The sequence below is a fragment of the Kineosporia mesophila genome, assembly GCF_021129235.1.
Taxonomy (GTDB): Bacteria; Actinomycetota; Actinomycetes; order Actinomycetales; family Kineosporiaceae; genus Kineosporia; species Kineosporia mesophila.
Map to the genome: position 1 here is coordinate 74,113 of NZ_JAJOMA010000028.1, position 25,865 is coordinate 99,977.

Annotated in this window: 23 protein-coding genes and 1 tRNA gene; 14 read left to right on the forward strand and 10 right to left on the reverse strand. The window is 64.7% G+C overall.

The window, feature by feature from the left end; translation table 11 throughout:
• The first annotated feature begins 188 nt into the window (after window positions 1-188).
• The 5 genes from LR393_RS29555 (at window position 189) to LR393_RS29575 (ending at window position 6,020) form a co-directional block, all read left to right on the forward strand.
• Window positions 189-1,538: an extracellular solute-binding protein gene (locus LR393_RS29555; RefSeq protein WP_231488303.1), complete on the forward strand. Its 1,350-nt coding sequence runs from the start codon at window positions 189-191 to the stop codon at window positions 1,536-1,538.
• Window positions 1,535-2,473 (forward strand): carbohydrate ABC transporter permease, encoded by a 939-nt coding sequence (locus LR393_RS29560; protein WP_231488304.1) that lies wholly within the window; start codon window positions 1,535-1,537, stop codon window positions 2,471-2,473. Before LR393_RS29555 ends, LR393_RS29560 begins: the two co-directional genes overlap by 4 nt.
• On the forward strand, window positions 2,470-3,318 hold the full coding sequence (locus tag LR393_RS29565) for a carbohydrate ABC transporter permease (protein ID WP_231488305.1): 849 nt from the start codon (window positions 2,470-2,472) through the stop codon (window positions 3,316-3,318). The genes LR393_RS29560 and LR393_RS29565 overlap by 4 nt, the downstream gene beginning before the upstream one ends.
• A 23-nt stretch (window positions 3,319-3,341) precedes the next feature.
• Window positions 3,342-4,862, forward strand: a complete 1,521-nt coding sequence (gene arfA / locus LR393_RS29570; protein ID WP_269328093.1) for an arabinosylfuranosidase ArfA — start codon at window positions 3,342-3,344, stop codon at window positions 4,860-4,862.
• A gap of 150 nt (window positions 4,863-5,012) precedes the next feature.
• Window positions 5,013-6,020 carry a TerC family protein gene (locus LR393_RS29575; RefSeq protein ID WP_231488307.1) on the forward strand — a complete coding sequence of 336 codons (1,008 nt, stop codon included), beginning with the start codon at window positions 5,013-5,015 and terminating at the stop codon, window positions 6,018-6,020.
• 78 nt (window positions 6,021-6,098) lie between these two features.
• Here LR393_RS29575 and LR393_RS29580 read toward each other — a convergent pair whose 3' ends face one another.
• Both LR393_RS29580 and LR393_RS29585 read right to left on the reverse strand, forming a co-directional pair.
• Window positions 6,099-7,556, reverse strand: a complete 1,458-nt coding sequence (locus tag LR393_RS29580; protein WP_231488308.1) for a hypothetical protein — start codon at window positions 7,554-7,556, stop codon at window positions 6,099-6,101.
• Between the two features lie 103 nt (window positions 7,557-7,659).
• Window positions 7,660-8,556 carry a chitosanase gene (locus tag LR393_RS29585; RefSeq protein ID WP_269328077.1) on the reverse strand — a complete coding sequence of 299 codons (897 nt, stop codon included), beginning with the start codon at window positions 8,554-8,556 and terminating at the stop codon, window positions 7,660-7,662.
• Between the two features lie 231 nt (window positions 8,557-8,787).
• On the opposite strand from LR393_RS29585, the gene LR393_RS29590 reads away from it, so the two are divergent.
• Window positions 8,788-8,940 (forward strand): hypothetical protein, encoded by a 153-nt coding sequence (locus tag LR393_RS29590; RefSeq protein ID WP_231488309.1) that lies wholly within the window; start codon window positions 8,788-8,790, stop codon window positions 8,938-8,940.
• A 107-nt stretch (window positions 8,941-9,047) separates the two neighbouring features.
• Here the strand turns inward: LR393_RS29590 and LR393_RS29595 are convergent, their stop codons facing one another.
• A complete protein-coding gene (locus LR393_RS29595; RefSeq protein WP_231488310.1) occupies window positions 9,048-10,016 on the reverse strand; it encodes a quinone oxidoreductase family protein in 969 nt (322 codons plus the stop codon).
• A gap of 20 nt (window positions 10,017-10,036) precedes the next feature.
• A complete protein-coding gene (locus LR393_RS29600; RefSeq protein WP_345718700.1) occupies window positions 10,037-11,116 on the reverse strand; it encodes an alkene reductase in 1,080 nt (359 codons plus the stop codon).
• A 131-nt stretch (window positions 11,117-11,247) separates the two neighbouring features.
• On the opposite strand from LR393_RS29600, the gene LR393_RS29605 reads away from it, so the two are divergent.
• Window positions 11,248-11,847, forward strand: coding sequence for a TetR/AcrR family transcriptional regulator (locus LR393_RS29605; RefSeq protein WP_231488312.1), 600 nt, complete (start codon window positions 11,248-11,250; stop codon window positions 11,845-11,847).
• On the opposite strand, the gene LR393_RS29610 is transcribed toward LR393_RS29605, so the two are convergent.
• On the reverse strand, window positions 11,837-12,484 hold the full coding sequence (locus LR393_RS29610; RefSeq protein ID WP_231488313.1) for an HAD family hydrolase: 648 nt from the start codon (window positions 12,482-12,484) through the stop codon (window positions 11,837-11,839). The genes LR393_RS29605 and LR393_RS29610 overlap by 11 nt on opposite strands.
• Window positions 12,485-14,012: 1,528 nt before the next feature.
• Here LR393_RS29610 and LR393_RS29615 point away from each other — a divergent pair.
• The 5 genes from LR393_RS29615 to LR393_RS29635 all read left to right on the forward strand — a co-directional run bounded on the left by LR393_RS29615 (window position 14,013) and on the right by LR393_RS29635 (window position 18,116).
• Window positions 14,013-15,023 (forward strand): UPF0158 family protein, encoded by a 1,011-nt coding sequence (locus LR393_RS29615; protein ID WP_231488315.1) that lies wholly within the window; start codon window positions 14,013-14,015, stop codon window positions 15,021-15,023.
• A gap of 368 nt (window positions 15,024-15,391) precedes the next feature.
• Window positions 15,392-16,348 carry a hypothetical protein gene (locus LR393_RS29620; RefSeq protein ID WP_231488317.1) on the forward strand — a complete coding sequence of 319 codons (957 nt, stop codon included), beginning with the start codon at window positions 15,392-15,394 and terminating at the stop codon, window positions 16,346-16,348.
• Between the two features lie 6 nt (window positions 16,349-16,354).
• Window positions 16,355-16,984, forward strand: a complete 630-nt coding sequence (locus LR393_RS29625) for a tyrosine-type recombinase/integrase (RefSeq protein ID WP_231488318.1) — start codon at window positions 16,355-16,357, stop codon at window positions 16,982-16,984.
• Between the two features lie 177 nt (window positions 16,985-17,161).
• Entirely contained in the window at window positions 17,162-17,536 is a 375-nt protein-coding gene (locus tag LR393_RS29630) for a hypothetical protein (RefSeq protein ID WP_231488320.1), read from the forward strand.
• Between the two features lie 10 nt (window positions 17,537-17,546).
• Window positions 17,547-18,116: a hypothetical protein gene (locus tag LR393_RS29635; RefSeq protein ID WP_231488322.1), complete on the forward strand. Its 570-nt coding sequence runs from the start codon at window positions 17,547-17,549 to the stop codon at window positions 18,114-18,116.
• A 2-nt stretch (window positions 18,117-18,118) separates the two neighbouring features.
• On the opposite strand, the gene LR393_RS29640 is transcribed toward LR393_RS29635, so the two are convergent.
• The 4 genes from LR393_RS29640 to LR393_RS29655 form a co-directional block, all read right to left on the reverse strand.
• Window positions 18,119-19,237 carry a hypothetical protein gene (locus LR393_RS29640; RefSeq protein ID WP_231488324.1) on the reverse strand — a complete coding sequence of 373 codons (1,119 nt, stop codon included), beginning with the start codon at window positions 19,235-19,237 and terminating at the stop codon, window positions 18,119-18,121.
• Window positions 19,238-19,776: 539 nt separating this feature from the next.
• A tRNA-Arg gene (locus LR393_RS29645) sits at window positions 19,777-19,849 on the reverse strand.
• Between the two features lie 119 nt (window positions 19,850-19,968).
• A complete protein-coding gene (locus tag LR393_RS29650; protein WP_231488326.1) occupies window positions 19,969-21,156 on the reverse strand; it encodes a hypothetical protein in 1,188 nt (395 codons plus the stop codon).
• A 163-nt stretch (window positions 21,157-21,319) separates the two neighbouring features.
• Window positions 21,320-22,726 (reverse strand): cation:dicarboxylate symporter family transporter, encoded by a 1,407-nt coding sequence (locus LR393_RS29655; protein ID WP_231488328.1) that lies wholly within the window; start codon window positions 22,724-22,726, stop codon window positions 21,320-21,322.
• A gap of 142 nt (window positions 22,727-22,868) precedes the next feature.
• Between LR393_RS29655 and LR393_RS29660 the strand changes: the two genes are divergently transcribed.
• Together LR393_RS29660 and LR393_RS29665 are read left to right on the forward strand one after the other, a co-directional pair.
• Complete coding sequence (locus LR393_RS29660; protein WP_231488330.1) at window positions 22,869-24,524, forward strand: sensor histidine kinase; 1,656 nt, start codon at window positions 22,869-22,871, stop codon at window positions 24,522-24,524.
• Window positions 24,521-25,219 carry a response regulator gene (locus LR393_RS29665; protein ID WP_231488332.1) on the forward strand — a complete coding sequence of 233 codons (699 nt, stop codon included), beginning with the start codon at window positions 24,521-24,523 and terminating at the stop codon, window positions 25,217-25,219. Before LR393_RS29660 ends, LR393_RS29665 begins: the two co-directional genes overlap by 4 nt.
• 271 nt (window positions 25,220-25,490) lie before the next feature.
• Here LR393_RS29665 and LR393_RS29670 read toward each other — a convergent pair whose 3' ends face one another.
• Window positions 25,491-25,754: a hypothetical protein gene (locus LR393_RS29670; protein ID WP_231488334.1), complete on the reverse strand. Its 264-nt coding sequence runs from the start codon at window positions 25,752-25,754 to the stop codon at window positions 25,491-25,493.
• Between the last annotated feature and the right edge of the window lie 111 nt (window positions 25,755-25,865).

A 25,865-nucleotide genomic window follows, 5' to 3' on the forward strand; every position in this document is an offset into this window, starting at 1 on the left:
CCGCCAGATCAACCCTTGTCACCCCGATATGGCGCGGGCATACTCCTTTGCAGCGCTGCAATGGGACTTGGACCACATAGACACACGCAGCCCGGAAGCCTTCACCGGCCCGGGTCAGCTGCCCCATGCGTGACTTTACGTAGTCCCAGGCGGCACCACCCCATGTCATGACCAAAGGAGGCATCGACATGCGCTTCAGCAAACCCTCAGTCATCGTCACCGGCCTGATCGCCACCATCGGCCTGAGCGCGTGCGGCGGTGGAAGTGACGGCGGTTCGTCCGCCTCGGCCACCAAGTGCACGAACAAGATCGTTCACGCCGACGCCAAACAGGTCTCGGTCTGGGCCTGGTACCCGAACATGGCCAAGGTCGTGGACAACTTCAACAACCAGCACACCGATGTGCAGGTGTGCTGGTCGAACGCGGGCCAGGGCCAGGCCGAGTACGACAAGTTCCAGACCTCGATCTCGGCCAAGAAGGGCGCGCCCGACGTGGTGATGCTCGAGGCCGAGCAGCTCACCGGCTTCGAGATCCAGGACGCGCTGGTCGATCTGGCCCCGCTGGGTGCCGACAAGGTGAAGGGCGACTTCAGCGAGGGGGCCTGGAAAGACGTGTCGCAGGGCTCCGCGGTGTACGCGATCCCGGTCGACGGCGGCCCGATGGCCATGATCTACCGCAAGGACATCTTCAAGAAGTACGACATCGATCCGCCGAAGACTTGGGACGAGTACGCCGCCGCGGCCCAGAAGCTGAAGGCCGCGGGCGGGCCCGCCTTCGGGGACATGGGCAGCAACGTGCCGGCCCTGGTCACCTCGCTGATGATCCAGAAGGGTGCGCAGCCCTTCCAGTACGACCTCTCCGACAAGCTGAACATCGGTATCAAGCTCGACGACCAGGCGACCAAGGACGTCCTCAATTACTGGGGTGACCTGGCCAAGAAGGGCCTGATCGGCAAGGAGGACCAGTTCACCACCGACTACATCTCCGGTGTGGTCAGCGGTAAGTACGCCACCTACGTCTCGGCCGCCTGGGCCCCCGGTTACCTGACGGGCCAGGGTGTGGGCGAGGGCGACGACGCCGGCCAGTTCGGCGTGGCCGAACTGCCGCAGTGGGACGCGAGCAGCCCGGTCTCGGTGAACTGGGGCGGCTCCACCTTCGCCGTGACCACGCAGGCCAAGGACAAGGCCGCGGCGGCCGAGGTGGCGATGGGCCTGTACGCCGACGACGCGTCGCTGGAAGACGGCTGGAAGACCCAGACCATCTTCCCGCTGAACCAGACCGTGCTGAAGTCGGACGAGTTCGTGAATGCCAAGGTGAAGTTCTTCGACGGCCAGACGGCCAACAAGGACATCTACGTACCGGCCGAGAATGCCTATTCCGGGGCCACGTACAGCCCTTTCACGGTGTACTACTACGCTCAGCTACAGGCCCAGATGGTGAAGCTCCTCGCCGGGCAGACGACGGGCGACCAGGCCGCGGCCGATCTGCAGAAGCAGCTCGTGGAGTACGCCAAGGGTCAAGGCTTCACCGTGCGATGACCGTCATCACCGCAAAAGGCACCCCGGAGACCCGGGTGCCCACTTCGTCCCGTCGTAGACACTTTCGCCGCGACCAGATCGGCTGGCTGTTCGTCCTGCCCTTCCTGGTGGTCTTCCTGACCTTCCTGGTGGCACCTCTGCTCTACGCCGGCTACCTGAGCCTTTACACCAAGGGCCTGGCCACCGGGACCACCTTCGCCGGATTCGACAACTACACCAGGGCCTTCCACGACCCGGCGTTCCGCCACGGCCTCTGGCTGGTGGTCCGGTTCAGCCTGGTGGTGATCCCGCTGCAGATCGGGGTGGCGCTGGTCGCGGCCCTGCTGCTGGACGAGATCACCGGCCGGCTGGCCAGTTTCAGCCGATTGATGATCTTCCTGCCGTACGCCGTACCGGCCGTCATCGGGGCTCTGATGTGGGGCTTCCTCTACAGCCCGAGCTTCGGCCCGATGGAGCAGATCGCCTCGTTGTTCAACGTGCAGGCACCGTTCCTGCTCAGTCAGGGCAACATCTTCTACGGTCTGCTGAACATCGTCACCTGGCAGTGGTCCGGTTACTACATGATCATCATCTACGCGGCCCTGAAGAGCATCGACTCCTCGCTCTACGAGGCGGCGCGGCTCGACGGTGCCAACGCCCGGCAGATCGCGCTGCGGATCAAGGTTCCGCTGGTCACGTCGGCACTCGTGCTGATCCTGATCTTCTCGCTGATCGGCACCCTGCAGTTCTTCACCGAACCGCAGATCGTCAGCCCGATCGCGAACGGCTCGGTGACACCGGAGTTCACGCCGAACATCTACGCGTTCAACCTGGCCTTCCGGTACGCACAGTTCAACTACGCCTCGGCCATCTCGTTCTCGCTCGGGTTCGTGGTGTTCCTGGCAGTGGCGATCTTCACCTTTGCCACCCGTAAGCGAGGAGGGCTGTTCACATGAGCAAGCCTCGTCATGTCGGCGCGAAACTTATTCTGCTGGCGTTGGTCTGCTACTTCCTGCTGCCGGTCTGGTGGCTGCTGGTAGCCAGCACGAAGAATTCGCACGGCCTATTCTCCGGGTCCGGCGCGCTCTGGTTCGACGGGTTCCACCTGTTCGGCAACCTGGGCGACCTGTTCACCTACAACAACGGCGAGTACCTGCGCTGGCTGTGGAACTCGGTGCTCTACGCCGGGGTGGGCGGGATCGGGTGCACGATCGTCTCGGTGCTCGCCGGCTACGGCTTCGCGATGTACCGGTTCACCGGCCGCAACCTGGTTTTCGCGGCCGTGCTCGGGTCGGTCATGGTTCCCCTCACCGCCCTGGTGATCCCGACGTTCGTGATGATGTCGAACGCCGGGCTCACCGACACCATCTGGGCGGTGATCCTGCCGTCGCTGCTCAGCCCGTTCGCGGTGTACCTGATGCGGGTCTACACGGCCGGGTCGATCCCCGACGAGCTGGTCGACGCCGCGCGCATCGACGGGGCCGGTGAGTTGCGGATCTTCCTGCAGGTCGCGCTGCCCCTGATGCGCCCGGGGGTGGTCACCGTGATGCTGCTGAGTGTCGTCGCCACCTGGAACAACTACTTCCTGCCCCTGACCATGCTCTCCAGCTCCAAGCTGTACCCGCTGACCGTGGGCATCGGCCTGTGGGAGCAACTGGCCGCCTCCAACAACGGTGGTGGGCAGTCGCTCTGGAACCTCATCATCGTCGGCTCACTGGTCTCGGTCCTCCCGCTCGTCCTCGCCTTCCTGACCCTGCAGCGTTACTGGCAGGGCGGTCTGACCGTAGGAAGTCTCAAGTGACATCAACCTCTGGGGGAAAACCTTTGCTCTCCGCCTCCTTCCGGCTCGATCCAGCCTTCACTGTCGCGCCCGTCTCCCGCCGCACGTTCGGCTCGTTCGTCGAGCACATGGGCCGCTGCGTCTACACCGGTATCTACGAGCCGGGCCATCCGACGGCGGACGGTGACGGGTTCCGGGAAGACGTGCTGGCCCTCACGCGTGAACTCGGTGTCTCCCTGGTGCGCTACCCCGGAGGCAATTTCGTCTCCGGGTACCGCTGGGAAGACGGCATCGGCCCGGTCTCGGAGCGCCCGGTCCGAAGGGATCTCGCCTGGCACAGCCTGGAGACGAACGAGGTCGGCATCGACGAGTTCGTGAAGTGGGCGGACAAGGCCGGGGTGGAGGTGATGTACGCGCTGAACCTGGGCACCCGGGGGGTGCAGGAGGCTCTCGACGCCCATGAGTACATCAATCAGCCCGACCGCACCCACCTCGCCGAGCTGCGGCGGGCCAACGGTAGCGAGAAGCCGTACGGGATCCGGATGTTCTGCCTGGGCAACGAACTCGACGGCCCCTGGCAGACCGGGCACAAGACCGCGGCGGAGTACGGCCGGCTCGCGGCCGAGACCGCCCGGGCCCTGCGCTCGGCCGACGCGGACCTCGAGCTGGTCGCCGTGGGTAGTTCCAGCTCGTCCATGCCGACGTTCGCGGCCTGGGAGGCCGAGGTGCTGGAGCACACCTACGACGCCGTCGACTACATCTCGGCCCACGCGTACTACGAGCCGCTGAACGGGGACGTCGCGAGTTTCCTGGCCTCGGCCGTCGACATGGACCACTTCGTCGACAGCGTGGTCGCCACCGCGGACAGCGTGGGCGCCAGGCTGAAGAGCAAGAAGCGGATCATGGTGTCGTTCGACGAGTGGAACGTCTGGCGCCAAAGTGATTTCGAGGCAAGTCTGGGCAATCTGTCGTCGGAGTGGCGAATCGCCCCGCGGGTGATCGAAGACCGGTACGACGTGACCGACGCGGTGGTGGTGGGCAACCTGCTCATCTCCCTGCTGCGGCACAGCGACCGGGTCACGGCGGCCTGCCAGGCGCAGCTGGTCAACGTGATCGCACCGATCCGCAGTGAACCGGGCGGTCCGGCCTGGCGGCAGACGATCTTCCACCCGTTCGCGATCACCTCCCGGCTGGCCCGGGGCAAGGTGCTGCGGGTCGAGCCGCACGGGCCGGTGTACGAGACGGCCCGGTTCGGTGAGGTGCCGGTGGTGGACGCCGTGGCCACCCATGACGAGGAGGCCGGTGAGATCAGCGTGTTCGTGGTGAACCGGTCACAGGACGAGGCGGTCACCTTGTCGGTGCCGCTGGGGAGTTTCGAGAGCAGGACGTTCACGGTCGCCGAGGCGTGGACGCTCACCGATGACGATCTGTCGGCCTCCAACACGGCGGACGATCCGGATCGGGTGGTACCGGTGACGACCGAGGGCGTGGTGATCGAGGACGGCGAGCTCCGGCTCACCCTCCCCGCGGTGTCCTGGAGCGCGATCCGGATCACGCTGCAATAGTTCCTCCGGGCAATCATCTTTCGGTTCGCGGTGTGACCTGGGACGCCCCTGCGTGCTCCCCCGGAACCACCTGTGTACGGACAGCGTTGGGCCTTGCAATTGCCGCATCCTTTCCTGACCACACCGCGAACCGGAAGGCCCCTCGTCTCTATGGACGTCTCTACCTCGACCTGGCTCATCACCTCGGTGGTCCTCGTCGCCGTACTCGCCCTGGACGTGTTCGTCATCGGGCGGAACGTGCACGAGCCGTCCATGAAAGAGGCCGGGGCCTTCGTGGCCACGTTCGTCGCCCTGGCGATCGTCTTCGGTCTGGGCGTCTGGGCCACCGCCGGCTCGCGCTACGCCGGGGAGTTCTACGCCGGCTGGCTGACCGAGTACAGCCTGTCGATCGACAACCTGTTCATCTTCCTGATCATCATGGGCAAGCTCGCGGTGCCGCGGCACCTCCAGCAGTACGCCCTGACGATCGGCATCATCCTGGCCCTGATCTTCCGGGCGATCTTCATCGCCGTGGGCGCGGCCGCGATCAGCCGCTTCTCCTGGGTCTTCTTCATCTTCGGGGCATTCCTCATCTACACCGCGATCAACCTGGTGAAGGAGTACCGCAAGCACGACGAGGACGAGGAACCGGTCGACAACGCGCTCATGCGCCTGGTCAAGCGGCGTCTTCCGTCGGTGGACGAATACCAGGGCCGTTCGCTGACCGTCGTTCAGGGTGGCCGCCGACTGATCACCCCGATGTTCTTCGTGATCGTCGCGCTGGGCAGCACCGACCTGCTCTTCGCCCTCGACTCGATCCCCGCCATCTACGGCCTCACCGAAGAGCCCTACCTGGTCTTCACCGCCAACGTGTTCGCGCTGATGGGCCTGCGCCAGCTCTACTTCCTCATCGGCGGCCTGCTGCAGAAGCTCATCTACCTGTCGCTGGGCCTCTCGGTGATCCTGGCCTTCATCGGCGTGAAGCTCGTGCTGCACGCCATGCACACCTACCACTGGGCCGACTGGGCTCCCTTCGACGGTGAGATCCCGATCTGGCTCTCCCTCACCGTCATCATCGGCACCCTGGTCATCACCACCGTGGCCAGCCTGATCGTGTCGAGCCGCCGGGCCGACCCCGATCAGGACGCCGTCTCCGGGGCGGACCGCCGGGCCGTGTAAGACGTTCAGCAAACCGAGAAGCGCTCTCCCAGCCGCGGGCGGACGGCTGGGAGAGCGCTTCTTGTTGTGGCCGGACGATCAGGAGATCGGCATGACCCGGGCGATCTTGATGTAGTTCGTGGTGGCACCGGCAGCCGCGTAGGCCGCGCTGCCGTCCTTGAACTCCTTGAAGGACATGTAGTTGTGGTCCTTCACGTTGATCGTCAGCGTCGAGCCGATGGTGGCACCGGTCGAGCGGCTGAGAACCTTGGCCTTGGTCTTGGCGCCGGAGCCCCAGGTCAGCAGCATCTTGCTCTTGCTGTACCGCACCAGGTGCGGGTGCTGGGTCGCGACGCCGGGTTTCACGGTCTTGTTGGCCGCACCGGTGGTGAAGCGGGAGATCTTGACCGCGTTGCCCTGGCTCCAGGCCGTCCAGTACCCCGTGCCGGCCAGCACCAGGTCGCCGCCGAACAGCGTGCCGTCACACTTGCTCGCCGCGACTGTTCGATACGGATTCGGCTGGGCTATGCGGCAGTCGTTGTCCGTGGCACAGACCATCACGAACTTCTTCTTCGTCGGGTCGTAGATGATCCGTGAGGTCCACGCATGGCTGCAACCGACGTCCACACTCTTGCTCTTGACAATGTTGCCGGCGCTGTTGACCACCTGCATGCGGTCGCCCTCGTGGATGTCGACGCAGCTGCCGTTCTTCACGGTGATCGCGGTGCCGAAGTAGGCGGCGTAGTTCGTGCCGTCGTAGGCCAGGCGGCCGTGGTGCTGGTACCACCAGGCGAAGCGGGCGCCGCTGGTGTAACCCTTGCGCGCGCTGGTCAGGTTCGTGACCTGCTGGTCCCAGACCTGCTTGCCGCTGGTGTTGAACCGGATCATGTGGATGGTGTTACAGGGGCTGGACTCGCCGCCGCAGAGCGGGCCGGTGCCGCAGCTGCCCTTCTTGGTGATCAGCAGCACGCCACCCTTGGCGTCGGCCGAGACATCCTGCAGGTCGATGCCCGCGAAGCTGGTGGCCTTGCCGATGAGCTTGTCGGCGCAACTCAGCTGCTGCAGGTAGACCCGGTCGTTCGTGCTGACCCAGGCCAGCCAGGAGCGGCCGTTGGGCGCCGAGGCGATGGCCATCGGCAGCACCTCGGTGTCACCCTCGCCGCCGTAACCCTTCACCTTGTTCGGCAGCTTGATGTTGCTGATCCGGGTCTTCGCGGTTGCCGACGCCGTGCGCGTGCACGTGGTCGCCGCGGTGGTCACCGTGGTCTCAGCAGAGGACGACGTGGTCGCCTTGGCCGCGGTGGTGGTCGCGGCGGCGGTGGTCGCCTTGGTTGCGGTCGTCTTCTCGGCCGCCGCCTCAGCGGTGGCGGACGAGCTCGTCGTGCTCTTTGCGGTCGTTTCGGTCGTTGTGGCCGCAGCGGTGGGCTGCTCGGCATTGGCCGACTGGAGCGCAACGGTGGTGCCGGCAATGGCCAGAACCACAGCGCTGAGGCTCAGGACCGCGAGGCGCCAGGAGGGAATCCTCCGGCCACCGCCCGGGGTGGAGGTTTTCTGCATGGCGACATGCTCTTGGACCGTGCCTTAAGCCCAACTGGGGCCCCGCCTAAATTCGGGCATACGCCCGAATCTAGGCGAGGACTGCCAGTAGTGGGCCGATGACTCAGAGGATCTCGTAGGTCGGATCGCCCTTGTACACGGTCCACCGCAGCGGCGGGTCGAGGTCCAGGTTGCCCTCGTTCAGGAACTTGCGCTGCATGGTGTCGACGCGGCCGGTCTCGGAGTGCGCCTCCTCCGTCAGCATCGCGGCTTTGCGGGCATCGAGAAACGCATTGAGATAAGCGGTCTCGTCACCGCCCGCGGCCGGGGTCTTGGCCTTCTTCAGCGCGGTGGCCCGGATGCCGCCGAAGCTCACCGAGTCGTCACCCGGGCCGTGCATGACCATGGCGTCGTAGTAGGCGAACTGGCCGAGCGCCCGCAGGCCGTCCTTCTTGGCCTGCGCCACGGCCGGGTCGAAGTAGACCCGGTCGCGCTCACTGTTCTGGGCCTCCTGGAAGGCCACGACCTTGGCCTCCGCCTTCCAGGCCGCGACGAAGGCATTACCGAGACCGGTGTGCGAGTCGGTACCGTCCACCGAGCGCAGCGCCGGCAGGTACTTCGCCAGGCCGTTGCCCGGGTGGTCGGCGGTGTACTGCTCGACCAGCTCGAGCATGTCGTGCGTGCCCGAGGTGAACCCGATGATCCCGCCGGTGTAGCCGCGGCCGTCGTCGATGTCCTCGATGTACCCGTACTGCGCCTTCCAGTCCAGCGAGGAGTTCTCGGCGCTGGAGACCAGCTGCATCGCGATCTCCTTCTTCGCCGCCGAGTCCAGGTCCTGGGCCGCGGTGGTGGTCGCAGTGGTGGCCACTGCCGTGGCGCTGGCCACCGGCCGGGGCCGGTGCTTGCCCGCGGGTGTGGCCTGGGCGGGTGACACCACAGCGGTCGTGATGCCCGCGGCGAGCGCCGTGGCGGCGACACCACTGACCACCAGGACTCCGGCCTTTGCTCTCAGGGTGAGCATGCTTGGCCCTTCTCTTCGGATGGGGTCTGACGGGCAAGCACGCTAGGGGCGGCCGTCTTAAGCGCAACTGGAATTCGGGTCAAGCCCGGCCCATCCACCCGTTCCGGCCTCGGAATGAGTACGTGCGAGAAAGATATTCGGTTCACGCCGGTCTGGAACTGATCGTTCGGCGGAGAGTTTCGCCGTTCGCCCCGGGTGGGGGCGCGCCGGCCGATGGTTAAGCTCCTCAGGATGACGCGAAGATCGCTCGGTCTGCTCGCCATCGGGGGTGGAGTGGTGTTCCTGCTGCTGGGCGCCGTGGCCCAAGGGGCTGGGGCCGCCGGGCGCGTTCCGGCGGTGGCCGGGCTCTTTCTCGTCATTCTCGGCATCTTCGTGGCCTTCTGACCCGCCCCATTCTTCGTTCGTGATCATGCAATCCTTCCCCGGGAAGTGGGGGCACCTCCCGGCCGAAGGTTGGGGGACTGCATGATCACGAACGAGAAGACGGCGCCTTAAGGAACGAGGGTCACGCGGCCGAAGGAAGCCCGGCTCTCGATGTAGCGGTGGGCCTCAGCTGCCTCGGACAGCGCGAACGAGCGATCCAGAACGACTTTCAGCTCACCCGCGGCGATCCGGGTGATCAGGCGCTCGATCACGCCACGCACCCGCTCGGGCTCGAACGGCCTGGCCCCGCCCAGGAAAACACCGTTGAGCGTGGCGTTCTTGGCCATCAGGCCGTCCAGCCGGGGGCGTTCGGGGTCGCGGGCGACGTTGCCGATCCAGCTGATCCGACCGCGGAAGGCCAGGGAGGCGACGCTGGTCTCGAGGGTGCGGCCGCCGACCGGGTCCAGCACCAGGTCGACACCGCGACCGTCGGTGAGGCTCCTGATCTTCGCGACCACGTCGTCCGTACGGTAGTTGATGCCGTGATCGAGGCCGTACTCCTTCAGGCGCGCCAGCTTGTCGTCGCTGCCCGCCGTCCCGATGACCGTGGCCCCGGCCGCCTTGGCCAGCTGCACGGCGGCCAGGCCCACGCCGCCACCGGCGGCCTGGATCAGCACAGTCTCCCCGGCCTGCAGCCGGCCGACGCCGAAGAGGCAGTCGTCGGCGGTGGCGAACTCGACCGGGATGGCCGAGGCGACCTTCGGGTCCATGTCGTCGGGCACGACGAAGACATTGCCCGCCGACGTCGCGACCAGCTCGGCGTGGGAGCCGGAATTGACCATGGCGACGGCCTTCTGGCCTTCTTTCACGGTGGTCACCTCCGGGCCGACGGCGATGACGGTGCCCGCGGCCTGGTAGCCCCCGACGTGCGGGGTGGCCGGCAGCGGGCTCAGCTGCCGGTGCAGCAGGTCACCGCCCTGCACGCCCACGGCCTCGACGCGCAGCAGCACGCCGTCGGGGGCCGGTACGGGGTCGGGGACGTCCTCGTAACGCAGGACCTCGGGGCCCCCGTTCTCGTAGTACACAGCGGCTTTCATGGTGGTTCCTCTACGGTGGATCAGCTCTGGGCGAGGGTGGGGTAGTCGGTGTAGCCGTGCGCGCCGGGGGTGTAGAAGGTGCTCGGGTCCGGGGCGTTCTCCCCGGCGTCCTGGCTCCAGCGGGCGGCCAGGTCGGGGTTGGCGATCACGGCGCGGCCGACGGCGACGGCCTCGGCGAGCCCTTCCTCGATGTGGGAGATCGCTTCCTGGCGGGTGGTGTTGGCCGAGAACCCGGTGTTGACGATGACCGGCGTCTGCACCGTCTTGCGGAACTGCTGCACGAGCGTCCCGGCCGGGTCGATGTGCAGGATGTCGACGAAGGCGAGGCCCAGCGGCGCCAGACCCTCGGCCAGGGCGGTGTAGGTGGCGGAGAGGTCTTCGGGGTCGCTCTCCACGACACCCTGGATGTTGTGCTCCGGGGAGATGCGCAGACCGGTGCGCTCGGCGCCGACGGCAGCCGCGACCGCGGTGAGGATCTCGATGGCCAGCCGGGCGCGGTTCGCCGGGGAGCCGCCGTACTCGTCGGTGCGGAGGTTCGATGCCGCACCGAGGAACTGGTGCACGAGATAGCCGTTGGCGCTGTGGATCTCGACGCCGTCCAGGCCCGCCTCGACGGCGTTGCGGGCCGCGGTGACGAACGCGTCGACGACGCCCTGGATCTCGTCCCGGGTCAGGGCGGTCGGCACCGGCAGATCGGCCTTGGCCCCGCCGGTGATCCGGATCTCGCCCGGCGCGGCCACCGCGCTGGGCGCGACCGTGCGGCCGGTCCCGGTGATCGTGGGGTGCGAGATGCGCCCACCGTGCATAATCTGCATGACGATGGAGCCGCCGTCCGCATGCACGGCGTCGGCCACCCGGCGCCAGCCCGCGATCTGCTCGGCGGTCTCGATGCCGGGCTGCCCGAGCCAGGTGCGCCCCTCCACGATCGGGAAGGTTCCCTCGGTGACGATCAGGCCCAGGGACGCGCGCTGGCGGTAGTACTCGACGTGCAGGTCGGTCGGTACCCCGTCGGCCTGCGTACGGGTGCGCGTCAGGGGTGCCATCACCAGGCGGTTACGCAGTTCCAGCGCGCCCAGGGTCACCGGGGTGAACAGCTTCACGGGTTCCGACGTCACGGTCTCTTCCTTGCTCTGGCTTCTCGGCACGCGACCTCATCGGCACGTCGGTACGTGAGGGACTCTAACCCGAAGTGATACTGAGTACCAGACTGGCACCGGGTAAGCTGATGCAGGTGAGTGAGACGTCGGAAAAGCGCTCCCTGAGAGACCGGACCCGGCTGGCCATGCGCGACGAGGTCAGCACCATCGCCACCCGCCTGTTCGCCGAGCAGGGTTGCACCAACACCACGGTCGAGCAGATCGCCGCCGAGGCCGGCCTGTCCCGCACCACGTTCTTCCGCTACTTCGGTACCAAGGAAGACGTGGTGCTCACCTGGATCGAAGACCTCGGCCCCCAGCTGGTCGAGGCTTTCGTCGCCCGCCCCACCACCGAAACGCCATGGCACTCCCTGCGCCGTTCGTTCGACGTGCTCCTCCAGATCAACGCCGACGCCCCGCAGAAGGCCCTGGACTTCGAGAGAATGCTCGAGGCCAACCCGACGATGCGCGCGCGACGCCGCGAGAAGCAGCACGAGTGGGAAAAACTGCTGCGCCCCGTCGTCGCCACCCGCCTGACCGGAGACGTGCCGGCCGACCAGGACCCCCGCCCCCGTGTTCTCGTCGCCTCGGCCGTGGAGTGCTGGAACGCCGCCCTCGACACCTGGCGCCGGTGCGACGCCGCCGTGTCCCGCGAGGTCCTACTAGACCGCGCCATGGACACACTCAGCGCCTGAGCCTCTGCAGCGCCTCGGCCGGATCGCCCGCCGTCACGGTGGGCCCGGGCAGATCGGCCGGCCAGTCGCGCCCATGCGAGATCCACAGGGTGGAGACCCCCACCTCCGCAGCACCACGAATGTCCAGCCGCGGATCGTCCCCGACCATCCACACCTCCGGCCCCGCACTGACCTCCGCGGCGGTCAGGAGATCGATGAAGGACGCCGGGTCTGGCTTCCGCAGGCCGGTGTCACCAGAGATTCGGCACAGGTCGAACAGCTCAAGAATGCCTGCCTCCCGGAGCTTCCCGAGCTGGTTGTCGGCCTGCCCATTGCTCAGGACCGCGAGCCCCCAACCCTCCGCCTTCAGAGTCTGCAACCCCTCCACCACGCCAGGAAACCCCGGTGTGAGGCCCGGCATCGCCGATCGGTACTCAGCCCAGAGTCCGTCCGGATCGTCGTCCAGATGCAGAACCGCCACCAGCTCCGCGAAGAAGCGCCCACGTTCACGAATTCGCCGATCCAGCCTTGCAATATCCCGCCTGGCGGCAGCCCCGAGACCGCGCTTCACAACGAATCCGTCTACCCAAGAACTGAATCCAGTATCCCGATCAACCAGCGAGCCATCAAGATCGAAGATCGCCAGGCCAGAACGCATGGTCACGAGGCTGCCAGATCAGGCCCCCTGGAACAACTCTCGTTCATACCCGAAAGCCCAGGGCATCCAGTCGGCCCGGCCGGGCTCGGTGAACACGAGGACGAACTCGTCGAGCCGGCTCCAGACAATCTGTCCGGTCCGATCCTCGTTCGGCTAGCCCGCCACAGAGCCTCATGAGCGACAGGCCCCGCGGCGCCGCAACCGCTGACCGCCGCCAGCATGGCCACTGCGAGAGACGCCCTGTGCGTAGCGCGCATGGCCTCATCGTCCGCCGCCCAGAGACCCGATGCATCAACCAGACAGGGACCCATCCAAGACGCCCAACGAAAGCGGCCCCGATCAATGCGTTTCCGCAGATCAGGGCCGTTCTCGTCGCTGTCTCAACGAGTGCGCCCGAAGAGATTCGAACCCCTAACCTTCTGATCTAAATCCGGGGTTGTTGGTGACATCGGATGGTGACGGTTGGCTGCCGTTGCCCTGGTCAGGGGCGGTTTGGACCTGCTGACGTCTCGCGTCGTTGTGCGTTGCCTGGCATTGAATCATGTGAGTAAACGCTGAGCGCTGGCTCTCTGCGAGGCTGACCGGCTGTTACGCCAGGTCCAGTTCGAGCTGGATGAACACCGGCAGGGTGGGCGTCGGATCCGAGGCTTGGGGCGCTTCGGTGCCAGTGGCCAGTGGACTCGCGCGAACCGCCCGAGGGCATCTCGCAGCAGGAGCACGGGGAACCAGAAGCGCTTGGTGCCGTGGCGCCGTGTCATGTCCTTGACCTCCCGTGGTGGGCCTCGGTGGGGCCAGCTGTTCTTGCTGGCTCCGCCGTGGGAGGTAAGCACCGCGCCCTGGGAGGCTCGCAATCAACCCCGCCCCGCCCGCTCAGTCCGCACGCGCCTGCACGGAGTGCAGACCTGGACCACGCTGGGACCGCGGGGTTGATTGGGAGTCAGGGTGCGGTACCGGAAGGTGAGCCGAGGACCTGACCCGAGCAGATGTCTGCCAAAATTAACCGGGGCCGCTTCGTTGAGGACGTTAGAAGCGCGCAAGAGATGCTTCGCTTCCATCCGAATCAGACCGGTGACCTTGCGTCCAGAGATGTCCCAGGTAGGGCGCCTCCAGGCAAGATCGCCCAAGATGGCTTCATCCTGAGAGCCCCATACTCGATCGCGGGCAGGTTGGACTGCGCCAGCACCGCCGCTACTAGGACGAACCGCAGCAAAACCAGACCAAATTATGTGACCGCCGTCACATGGCAACCGGTGGGTTCGAGTTGATTTTCGAGTCCAGCTGGCCGACTATGTGGGTGGAGAGTGCTAAGGCTCGGTCCTCTTGGTATATCCAAGTGAACCGAGTGTACGTGCACGGTCAGCCATGACGGCCTGGAGTCACTCAAGCTCAGTAGGTGACTCGAATTAGGTCTCTGGCCCCTGCGGGGAAGCATGGCCGTGCATGGACTGGTGCTGGCGCTACTTCCACCGGCAGAAGGCCGGGGTCCACCAGCTGGTGGACCCCGGCCTCATTAACCGTGGAGTAGCACATGACAGCAGTGAACGAACCTCAGTCCGGCTCCGCCGCCGAGAAGGACCCCCTCGAAACGGCTCTCGAGGTCCTTGTTCAGGCCGTTGCTCAGTTGCGCGTCGAGAGTGGCGGGCAATCGCCCACCGCGAGTGAGGTCCACCTCAGAATTCGCTCACTGACCTATGGTGGATTCAAGGCAAAGAATCTCGGATTCAAGAGGTTTCGGGATTTTTTGGAGCACGCCAAATCAGAATCTTTGATCATCATTGATTATGCCCGAGTGGGCGATGTTTCGGTATCCTTGCCCGAAGATTACTCTCCGCCGCAGGCAGATTCCGATCTGGGAATTCGAAGCGACCTATGGCGTGCGGTAGTCGATTGGTCACCGGGCCTTTTAAGGCTATACGATCGGACCGCAGGGAAAGTCGCAGTGATCCCTGATTCGCCCGCTCCATTAGAGCCAGAGCGTATCTCAAGCGTCAGGAAGCGACATGCCGATGCCCCACAGGATTTCGTAGTAATCTTGCCTGTTGAGATTGGCCAGCAGATCCGTTGGATGCGCGATTTCGCGGAATCCTTGGTTGACGTCCCTCAACTACACAAATTATTGCTAGCGGCTCTGGATGGAGACAAACCAGCAAAATATTTTATTTTCGTACTTAAAGACGCACCGGACTACATGGAGAAATGGTACGGTCTTCTGCGTCAAAATGTGGCTTTGCATCTCAAAGAATGGGTTAAGGCCTCAGATCTCAAAGATGAGATCGACATCTATCAGAGGCCGAGAACCTCCCCACTTCCCGCAAGCAAGAATCTGCCTCGAAGGAACAACAATTCTCGGGATAAGTCTGCGGTGCCAGACTCGATTCAGACGCTGCTGAGGATCGCTTCCACCGTCACCTCGGACGAAACTGGCCACCTTAGGCCAAGGGAAGATCTTCGGCAAAAGCTTCATCAAGCTATTGACCGCATGCCGATCGACGAGTTGCGTCGCATTTCCATTCCCGTCGGATATCTGTTCGAGGACTGAACCTATCGATGCAGACGTTCGAGCAAATACGGGAACTCATAAGACCGACGCCTACTGGATTGGCTCAGAGGCCGGCGGACTTCCCTCGCGGGTACGTTGCGAAGACTAAATTGATGGTTCCTAGCCAAGGTAAGTTGTTGCTGCCGGTTGACGCCAGAGGCTTGGAGGGAGTCTACTCCGCAGACTCGTTCGTCGAAGAGACTAACTCCATGCTTTTGTGCCAGCCCACATTTGTGATGCCCTTGGCGGATCCAACATCCGAAGAACTTGAGGCTCTATCAATCGATCCAACTTCCTTTCGCCACGAGAGAGCACGCAGGTTGGGTCTAGCGGTCGCTTATGGTGCAGAGGAAAGCCCATCCTTCGGCGTGGGCAGCATTCTTGCGCTGGAAAACGGACTGCGCATGGGTAGTACTATTATTTCCAGATTCAGCGCTCAATGGACTGCTAACTTTTCCGATTTGCAACTGATGTTTGTAGATTTGATTATGGAAGCACATAGCTCCGTGACGCCAGAACCCGAGGCTAGCCAACGTCCTTGGAAGACGGTTGTTGCGCTCATGGGGGGCGGAACAGCTTCGGTAGTTCCCGGGGATTGGCAGCGTCTGCTTCGCATTGCGGCTGGCTTGCACGGGGTCAAGTTAGATATACGTCTGTCGCCTGACGCAGCAAAACGCCTAGTGGTTCGTCAACTTAGAGGTTCACCACCTGATGGCCTTTTGGTTTGGGCTAATGAAGTTCGTGATCCGAGCGCCTTCATTGAGCCTTACTTAACGGCGAGGCCGGGCAGCTACGCTGAGGTTCTGGGTATGAAGAACTCGGTTGAGCCGTTTCCCGACTATGTGGCGGAACTCCTTCTTCATGTTGAGAAGATCTCCGGCGTCGGGCGCGAAAGAGCCGCCCAGACTAAGATGACATGGGCATTGGCCGCAAAGCGCATTGAATCTCTCGAAGCTCCTCATTTTATTTTGACTCCGAGAGCCAAGAAGTCATTCCCTGGAAATCCTTATCCAGATGCTCGCCGAATGCTGGGCTTCATCGAGAAGCTGGAGCAGCTCGCTCAGCTGTACAGCACGTCCGAAGGAAACTTGGGACAACGTCTGGAAGATGCGGCCGCTTCACGTGCCCAGATTGAGATCTCGCTATTTGATTCGTCTCTGACGCCACCGACGATTGAATTAGACGGGAACACTTACTCGGCGGTGCCGCATGTAAAGGTCGATGATTTTAAATCTCCCGACAAATGCGGGCGGATCTATTTCGCGATTGACAGTTCGCGTAATCGCTTTATTGTGGATCACATTGGCCTCCATGATTATGGGTGAGTCTCGGTGCGCCTTGATGAGGTTCGCAAGATCCGGGCCGCTCTGCTGGCGGACGATAAGGCCGTGGGCCGGGACATCCCAACGCTGGTCGACTTCATGCTCGGAACCGGCCTGCGCGTCGGTGAAGCAGTCACCATCACCGAATCGGCCCTCGATCTCAAGGCGGCGACGGTCGAGGTCCGGTCAACCGTCGTCCGGGTCCGGGGCGTCGGCCTGGTGCTGCAGCCCAAGCCGAAGACGCACAGCGGCTGGCGTCAGCTTCACCTGCCCGCGTGGCTGGTCGCCGTGCTCAAGGCTCACGAGCCGGTCGAAAACGACTGGAGCCTGATCTTCCCGTCCCAGTACGGCAAGATCCGCGACCGCTCCAACACCAACGCGGACGTGCGGGAAGCCCTGGACAAGCTCAGCTTCGACTGGGTCACCACGCACACCTTCCGAAAGACGACGGCGACGCTACTCGATGACGGCGGCCTGACCGTCCGCGAGATCGCCGACCAGCTCGGCCACAAGCGGATCAGCATCACTCAGGACACGTGCTTCGGCCGGCACCAGGCAAGCCCGAAGGCAGCCGGAGCCCTGGGCGCGATCAACGAAGGCAAGGAGACGGACGTCAGCAAGTCTGGAGGGGTCGACTGAACGATCTCGCCCTCAGATGGGTTGCTGTCATGGGGATGCGCGTTCTGGTATCAGGCGCCTCGGAAGCCATCTCATCCCAGCGGTGCTGGAGCCTTTGCAGACTCTGGCCAAAGCATGAGACGCCACGTAAAGTACTCAAGTCGTCACGATGCGCCATGGCGCACTTAGGGGGTCGCGATGCTACTGAAGTACTGGGGATTTGGTGCGGCAATTGTGTTGGCTATTCTCTGGAGCCAATCTGTGGGTCCTGGAATTTTGATAGCTCTGTCGGCTGTCGTGACCCTGTATTTCATGTTTCAGGCCCCTCTATGGTGCGGAGCACCGACACGCGGATCGCAGATGTGCCGGAACAACGCCTACGGCATGCTTATGGGATGCCATCTACGCCAGCATCGATGGCAAAAACTTAAGATGGCTTTTGTTCCAGCTCTTTGGGGCAAGCTCAACAAAGGACTTTGGACGGATGCGAAGACAGGGTTGGCCTCAATCGGCGCAATCCTGGGGATCGTGTCGACTGGGGCGGGAATCGTGAAGCTTTTTGTGACCGCCTGAGGGAGGCAAAGTGACCAATTTTCCTGTCCAAGAAGAAGAGCACCCGATTGTGGCACAATTGCGCTCGGCGACACTGAAGACTTTAAGCACGATTGTCGTCCCTACCGGTGTTGTTCCTCCTCCAACGCTCCACATGTTTATGGAGGATATGGATCAACCCTACGCAGGCTATGTTTCGACGAGACCCTTCTACCGAGGCGAGGACGCCGCACGGGCTATCGCGAGGCTCGGGCAACTTCCTGCGACGATGATGGCGAGCCGTATCCTTCTAACGTGGGAAGCGGAAGATATGATGCTTGCTCTAAATTCCAAAACACGAGTCCCGAGCTCACTGGACACGGTCGAGGCGACATTCACGGGACATGTACTTCACCGGCATCCGCTGGATTATCAGTTTTTAGGAAATCAAGTCCGTAGTGTCCATTGGCGCCCTACCGAGCGTTTCGTGAACGCAAGCCTGCCAGAACCTATTGAGGCGGCCCTGGATTGGTGGCGCCAACTCGATACGTCTTCGAAGATAGAGGAAACAGTTCACCGCCTGGAGATGGACGGGTACGGCATTACCTTCGTTAAGCAGTAGAGTCAGCCGATATCCTCCAGTGACGAGCGACTCGCCACTGGAGGTAAAGCACCTGGCCACTCCAAGACAGAGACGCTCTTGATCTTCAGAGGCGCTTTAGCGTAGGACTCCGACCAGAAGTACTCTCGGCTGGTTCCTGCGTCCGATATTTTGCTCAGCACGTTCAGTCCTTCCATAATCTGGCCGAAATATGAGTAGCGATTCATTCCTGCGGAGCTGACGCTTGCTTCGTCTGAGAGCGACATGGACAGGAGCCCCGTCACTCGGTCGTCCGAGTCAATCAGCAAGCTGACGTTTCCTTCTCGCGAATCATAGACGGGATTGATAGCTTGAGACGTTGAAGAAATACGGAAGCCTATTTCTTTATTTAATGGCTCGCTGCCAAAACACTCAAGTATGCCATAACTGAGTCGATCACAGCGCCGGCCATCATAGAATCCGATGGCCACCAGTTCCTTCATGGTAAAGGCCGCGCAAGTCATCTCACCGAATGCTGGACGGAGCGTCAAGGTTCCACGGTTCGTAATAATTTGAAGATCAAATCCCCGGCTGCCGGGCCCGACAGAGAGCGTTTCTTGTGATCCTGCGCCGGAAGCCAGCCGGCGAATTTGACAGTCCTGAGTCATCACGTGGTTCCTGGGGGCCGCAGCAGCATCCGTAGCGGACACCAGAGGCAGGTCCCTCATAAATGAATACCCAAGAGCCGCGACGATGCAAGTGATCGCAACAGCGCCTGCTACGGCTCCTCCGGTCATGCGCCGGTAAGCGATCCTCCATGGCACGGCCACGATCGAAAACACCGTTATCAGCACTAAGCCCAGTAACAGGAACAGCGTAGACACGACTAGCCTGAGCACTGCTAGAAAGCGCGGAAGGTACGCACTTGATGCCGTCCAGCGCGTTTTCAGCACAGCGAGGTGGCGTGCGCTGGCCGAGCGTGGATCAATCCAATGGAACAGGCTGGCACACCAACCAACGGCCTCCCAGAAGTCTGGCCAGTAGGGCTTTCCCTCGTCCTCCATGCGGTCAGGCTCCGGAGCCTCCTGGCTGTTGCGGTCGGCCACGTTCACGTTGATGTGGACCTGGTTACCGTCGCCGTCGATAGAGACGCTGCTGTCCACGTAGAGATCTCCAACGCGGCGTTCCAACTGCCGCCGAAACTTGGCGTCCGCCTCAGCCATTTCTCGGATCTGCTGGGCGAGAGACTCTAGATCTGAACTGCGGCTCCGTCCGCTCTCGGCGCGGTCAAGCACAGAGGTGGCGGCTCGGTTCCTACCTAGAGCGCCGCGGAGCCATTCTCTAGCAGCCTCTACAGCTTGGCTGCCTGTGCCCTCCATGGCTCCTGTAAGAACGGCTCCGGCCAAGACACGGGCAGCGTCCATCAGGTCCACCAACACATGGTGCCATGCCGATGCCATCGCCCACGGCGTGATCAGCCGGTCTTGCCCGCGTCAGCATCTTCGGCCCAATCTTCGCGAGGGCCGCTCGCTGCGTCACAGCGAGTGATGCGGGGAGCAGGCGCTACGGAGCGATGGTCAGCTGAACTATGTGAGTTAAATGTGACTCGGTACGGTTCCGCGGCAGGTCACCGCCAAACGGAACCGGCCCCGATCAATGCGTTTCCGCAGATCAGGGCCGGTTCCGTCGCTGTCTCAACGAGTGCGCCCGAAGGGATTCGAACCCCTAACCTTCTGATCCGTAGTCAGATGCTCTATCCGTTGAGCTACGGGCGCTTGCTCCCTGGGGAGCGATGTCTACCTTAGCGGTTCTTCGGCTGAAGTACGAAATCGGTTAACGGCCTGGCCGCGCGACCACCTGATCCATCCCATTCGTCACCCTCCGTGGCCGCAGCTCAGCACGCCCAGCCGTCCCCGTTCGAGTCCAGGTGGTAGATGTCCTCACCCACCACGCGCGCCCGCCGGCTCAGGAAGGCCGGGCCGTCGCCGCCACTGCCCTTGCAGTCCACATCCATGGCGATGGGTACGCAGGCGCGGGCGTAGTTCGGGTCGCATTCCCGGTCGGTCTGGTCCGGCCTCGACTCGTCCTCGTCGCCTCGTCCGCTGCTCGTCCAGTCGGGGCGGTGGGTCAGGCCGGTGCCGGAGGAAGGCGTCCGGTCGCCCCGGCTCGCCCGGGGCTTCTGTGACGTGGCGGCGGCCGAAGGAGAGTTCTTGGTCGTGGCCTTCTTCCCGGGCTTCTGATCGGTCCGGGTCGCGCGGGGTGCGGTCGTCGCGCTCACCCCCGCCTTGAGCTTGCCCTCGCCGGTCTTGGAGGTGGTCCAGGTGTCGTCGGACATGCTCACCAGGCCGTGCGGGCCCTTCTGGCCGGTCAGCAGCGGTGGGTCGGCCAGCGTCACCTGCTCGTTCAGCGGGTTCACGGCCTCCAGCACACCGCGCCCCAGCCCGAGGCCACCCAGCCCGATCAGCACGACCACAGGCACCATCAGGGCCTTCCTGGTGTACCAGGGCAGCCTCGGGGAGCAGTGCGCACCCATGGCGGGCTCGCGGAAGCGGCCCGGGGCGTCGGCTACGTGGGCGGGACCGCGGTGGAACGAGCGGTCGGCCGGGTCCAGGTCGAGGTGCGGCGTGTCCTGGCCGGGAAAACCGTAGAAGCGGTCCAGCCAGTCCGACGGGTCACTGGGGCCCGAGGTCACAGAGGACGAGGCGGCCCAGGTCAGCGAGCCCAGGTCCTGCTCAGGCAGGTAGCCGTCCTGCGAGAAACCCGACGTCTGGACCTCGCGTAGCCACTCCGAGCGCTCGGCCCACCTCGAGGGGTCGACCGGGACGTCGAGCCCGACCGAGGCGTCCAGGTCGGATCGGGCCCACCCCCGTGGGACCCGAGCCGGTGCCACCTCGTCCGCACCGGACGCACCCCGGCCGGACCCACTCGAGCCGTGATGCTCGTCCCTCATGTGGTCGTCGACGAAGTACTGCCACCCGAACGGCGGGGTGGGCCACTGCGGATCCGGCTGCCACCGTCGCGGCGGAACCCAGCCGTCGGGTGGGGTCGGCCAGCCTGGCGGCGAGTTGAATTGGCGTCCCATACTCAGCACGGTACGAACCAGACAAGCTGGACGCTCTACCGCAAACCAAAGAGCAGCCCTTCACCCCGGGCTCAACTGGACCGTTTGGCCCATGTGCCCCACGAGTACCCAAAGAGGAGGGGCCGGGGAGGTTTGACTCCCCGGACCCTCGATACCGAAGACCTCAGACGGCGACCCGGTCAGGCCCGCCCTTGGCCGAAACATCCACGGTAGAAGCATTTTCGTCACCGTGAACCGACGGGGTGCCGTGGTCGTCCACGAGAGACTGCTCGTTGAAAGGATTTTCGCCGCGGAAGGTGCGCAGCGCGGTCTCCTTGTCGAACTCACCGACCCAGTGACCGATGATGACCGTGGCCACGGCGTTACCGGCGAAGTTGGTGACGGCGCGGGCCTCGGACATGAACCGGTCGATGCCCACGATGAGCCCGACCCCGTCGACCAGGTCGGGGCGGTGCGACTGAAGGCCACCGGCGAGCGTCGCGATGCCGGCGCCGGTGACGCCCGCAGCGCCCTTCGAGGCGATGATCATGAAGCCCAGCAGGGCGAACTGCTCACCGATGCTCAGCGGGTCACCCAGCGCCTCGGCGATGAACAGCGAGGCCATGGTCAGGTAGATGGCCGTGCCGTCGAGGTTGAACGAGTAACCGGTGGGAACGGTGATGCCGACGACCGGCTTCGAGACGCCCAGGTGCTCCATCTTGGCGATGAGCCGCGGCAGGGCCGACTCGGACGACGAGGTGGAGACGATCAGCAGGAACTCCCGGCCCAGGTACTTGAGCAGCGAGAAGATGTTGATACCGGTGGTGACCCGCAGCAGGGTGCCGAGGAATCCGAACACGAAGATCGCGCAGGTGATGTAGAAGGCGATCATGATGCGGGCCAGGCTGACCAGGGCATCGGTACCGGTCGCGCCGACCACCGCGGCAATGGCACCGAACGCACCGATGGGGGCCAGCCACATGATCATGCTGAGGATCCGGAAGACCAGCTTCTGCACCACGCTGACCGCGTTGAGCACCGACTGACCCGCCGAGCCCAGCTGCTGCACCGCGAAGCCGACCAGCAGGGCCACGAGCAGGGTCTGCAGCACCTCGCCCTCGGTCAGGGCCGAGACGATCGTGGTCGGGATGATGCCCAGGATGAAGTCAGTGGTGGTCTCACCGGCGCTGTCCCCGGCCGCCGCGGCGCCGGAACCCTCCAGACCGCTCAGGTCGAGGCCGGAACCCGGGTGCAGGAAGTTACCGACGACCAGGCCGACGAGCAGGGCGATGGTCGACATGGTCAGGAAGTAGGCGAGGGTCAGGCCACCGACCTTGCCGACCTTGGCCGCCTCCCGGATCGAGCCGACGCCCAGAACGATCGTGCAGAAGATGATCGGCGAGATCATCATCTTGATCAGCGCCACGAAGCCGGTGCCCAGCGGCTTGAGTTCCTTGCCGAAGTCCGGGAACACCAGGCCGACGATCGCACCGGCCACCACGGCCGCGATCACGGCGATGTAGAGGAAGTGCGTGCGGTCGCGCTTGACGGGCGGTGGTTGCTGCGCGGTGGGTGCATGGGTGTCGGACATGGCCGCCTCCTGCGTCGTCGAATGAGGTGTCGTGCGCCGGCGCATCTGTGAACTACGCCACTAACGGCAGGTTGCCCGCCCATCCGGCGCTGGTCGCGCTTTCGTTCATTGAGTAACCGGCCGGGATCGGCAGACTGTGCCCATGGACCCCCGGCACTGGAGTGTGGCCCGGCAGGCTTTCGGCCTTGTCGTGGCTGCCGTGGTGCTGCTGGCCGGCACCACGGTGGTGGCCGCCTACGTCCAGACCCGCGATCGCGTACGTGACGCCACCGCCCACGAGATGCTGGCCCTGGCCCGCACCATCGCCACCACCCCGAGCGTGATGACCGCGCTGAACAGCGACGATCCGTCCGCCGGGCTCCAGCCCTACACCGAGCGGCTCCGGCAGGCCACGAACACCGACTTCATCACGGTGATGACGCCCTCCGGCATCCGCTACACCCACACCAACCCGCAGCTGATCGGCAAGCCCTTCCTCGGCCACACCGAGCAGGCCCGTGCCGGGCAGGCCTTCACCGAGACCTACACCGGCACCCTCGGTCCCTCGGTGCGTGCGGTGGCACCGATCAAGAACCCCGGCGGCCAGGTGATCGCCCTGGTCGCGGTCGGCGTCACGATCGACAACGTCGGCGAGCTGACCCAGCAACAGCTGCCCCCGCTGTTCATCGTGGGCGGCCTGGTGCTGATCGCCGGGGCCGGCGCCGCCTACGGTCTCGGCTGGCGGCTCAAACAGCAGACCCTGGGCATGGGCCAGGCCGAACTGCGGCAGATGTTCGAGTTCTACGAGGGTGTGCTGCACGCCGTGCGCGAGGGCCTGCTCATCGTCGACACCGCCGGGCATCTCCAGCTCATGAACGACGAGGCCATGCGCCTGCTCCACCTCGACCAGACCGCGATCGGCCGGCGTCCGGCCGACCTCCCCCTGCCCGAGAGCCTGATCGAGACGATGAGCCGCGGCGACACCCAGGTCGACGATCTTCAGCTGACCCGCGAGGGCGTGCTCGTGGTCAGCCAGTCCCCCGCCCGGTGGAACGGCCGCATCCTCGGCAGCGTCGTCACCCTTCGCGACCACACCGACCTGGTGGCCCTGGCCGACGAACTCAGCCAGACCCGGAGCCTGACCGAGTCACTGCGCTCACAGGCCCACGAGTCGGCCAACCGCCTGCACTCGGTCATCACCATGATCGAGCTGGGCGAGACCGACCGGGCCCTCGAGTTCGCCACCTCCGAGCTGGCCGACGTGCAGGAACTCACCGACCGGGTGATCGGGCAGGCCCAGGAACCCGTGGTGGCCGCCCTCCTGCTGGGTAAGGCGGCCGAGGCCACCGAACGCGGCATCCGGCTGGAGTTCCCCACCGATCTGGAGGTGCCCGACGGCGTCCTGCCTTCCCGCGACCTTCTCACCGTTCTCGGCAATCTGATCGACAATGCTTTCGAGGCAACCCTTTCCGACCCGACCACCCCGGCCGGTGAGCGTCGGGTCGCGGTGTCCGCGAACGTCCACCATTCATCCAGAATTGAGGACGACGTGGGCACCTCCGAACTGCGGCTGCGGGTTTCCAACTCCGGGCCACCGGTGGCCGACCCGGAACGGATCTTCGAGCGCGGCTGGTCGACGAAGCCGGTGGCCGAGGCCGGCGCCCGGTTCGGCCTGAACGGCACCGAGGTCAAGACCGGGCGTGGCCTCGGACTCGCCCTGGTGCGCCAGGCGGTCGAACGGAACGCCGGGACGATCTCGCTGTACCGCGACGATGCGCTCAGTGAAACAGTTTTCGAGGTAAGGCTGCCCCTGACATGAGTGCCGCCCCGATCCGCACCCTGGTGGTGGAGGACGACGAACTCGCCGCCCGCGCCCACGCCGAGTACGTGCGCCGCCTGCCCCGGTTCTCCGTCGTCGGCGTGGCCCGCACCGGCGCCGCGGCCCTGCACGAGGTCACCCATCAAAGCGTCGATCTCGTGCTCCTGGACATGAATCTGCCCGACCTGCACGGCCTTGAGGTCCACCGGATCATGCGCGCCCGGGGCGTGGAGGCCGACGTCATCGCCGTCACCTCGGCCCGCGACCTGGCCGTCGTGCGCGGCGCCGTGGCGAACGGCGTGGCCCAGTACCTGCTGAAACCCTTCACCTTCGCCACCCTGCGCGACCGCCTGACCAGCTACGCCGACTTCCGCGCCCAGGTCACCTCGGTCGCGGGCGACGAGATCGACCAGCGCGAGGTGGATCGCATGCTGGGCGACCTGCGCGGCGGATCCTCGGAGCAGCAACTCCCGAAGGGCATGAGCACCGACTCCCTGGAACGCGTGATCGGCACCCTGCGCTCGAGCGACGGCGCGCTCACGGCCATGGGAGCGGCGGAAGCCGTGGGCATGTCCCGCGTCGGGGTCCGGAGATACCTCGAGTATCTGGTGGAAACCGGCCTGGCTCAACGGGGTTCACGCTACGGCGGGGCCGGGCGCCCGGAGATCGAGTACCGCTGGCGCGGCGCCCCCTGAGCTTGACGACCGTGGCGGTCAGCGCCGCCCGGGCTCGGGGCCTCCTCGACCACAGCCAGGGGGCTGAGATCAGGGCGGCCAGGCCGCACAGGGTGGTGAGGGGTGGCTTGACACTCGGGAAGCCGATCGGGCCCTGGTCGGCGAGCCGGACGAGGAAGAGCCAGACTCCGGTGCCACCCAGACCGCAGGCCACTTGCGCGGTCTGAGCAGTTCCGCACGCATGCGGTCGAGTGTCTCGTTCATTCTTGTCATTCCTTATCCACAGGTTTCTTCACAGGCTGGGGACAATGGCCATCTCGAAGAACACTTCCTCGAGACTTCGCTCCACCGGCGATATCTCGAGAACATCCACACCGTTTTCGACCAGGGCGCGCGCGACCTCGGGGCCGCTGGGATGCCTGTGCTCGACCGGGGTTCCCGAACTCCGGGAGACGACGTCCGGGTGCGGCAAAGTCTCGACGCCATTCGCTCGGCCGGCCAGGATTCCCCTCGACGCCCTGCGCCGGGAGCTGGCGGTGATGAGTTCGGGGCCCACCGCTCGCTCCCCCGGGCCGGGGCCGACCGACCTGCTGGTCCTGCTGGACCGGGTGCGCTCGGGTGCGCTCGGGTGCGCTCGGGTGCGCTCGGGTGCGCTCGGGTGCGCTCG